1 pseudogene is annotated in these 433 nt (G+C 45.0%); it reads right to left on the reverse strand.

The features are described from left to right. A pseudogene (locus tag NQ036_RS15480) lies at window positions 1–422 on the reverse strand (hypothetical protein); the annotation flags it as partial. Window positions 423–433 lie beyond the last annotated feature (11 nt).

Raw genomic sequence — 433 nt, forward strand, 5'->3', positions numbered from 1 at the left:
TCAGAAAGCAATGCAAACGAATAACTTTCCTCATCTGATATTTTGGCAGCATGTGCAATACCCGTAGCAATAGGTAAGCCATGTCCAAGCGAGCCGGTTGCAAACGGAATTCCTTTATATTGACGCGGGGCGGGGTGAGCAGGAAGCGTAGTACCATCGGTATAAAATGTGCTCAATTCTTCATCAGTAATTTCACCCAGGGTATTCAGGCAGGCATAGAGAGCTGCCGCAGCATGTCCTTTGGATAAAATAAAAGTGTCTTCGGGAGATTTATTAAGAAACAGGACAGAGATCATCATGTCAATACAGCTCAGTGAGCAGCCAATGTGCCCGGCATTTGCCTGATGGTATAAACCCAAAATCTTGAGCCTGAGCTCTCCGCTGATCGGTTTGGGGTTACTTAATATTTCTTCTAAGGTCATTGCGTGTATGT

This window comes from Brevibacterium sp. 91QC2O2, assembly GCF_024580695.1.
Taxonomy (GTDB): Bacteria; Actinomycetota; Actinomycetes; order Actinomycetales; family Brevibacteriaceae; genus Brevibacterium; species Brevibacterium moorei.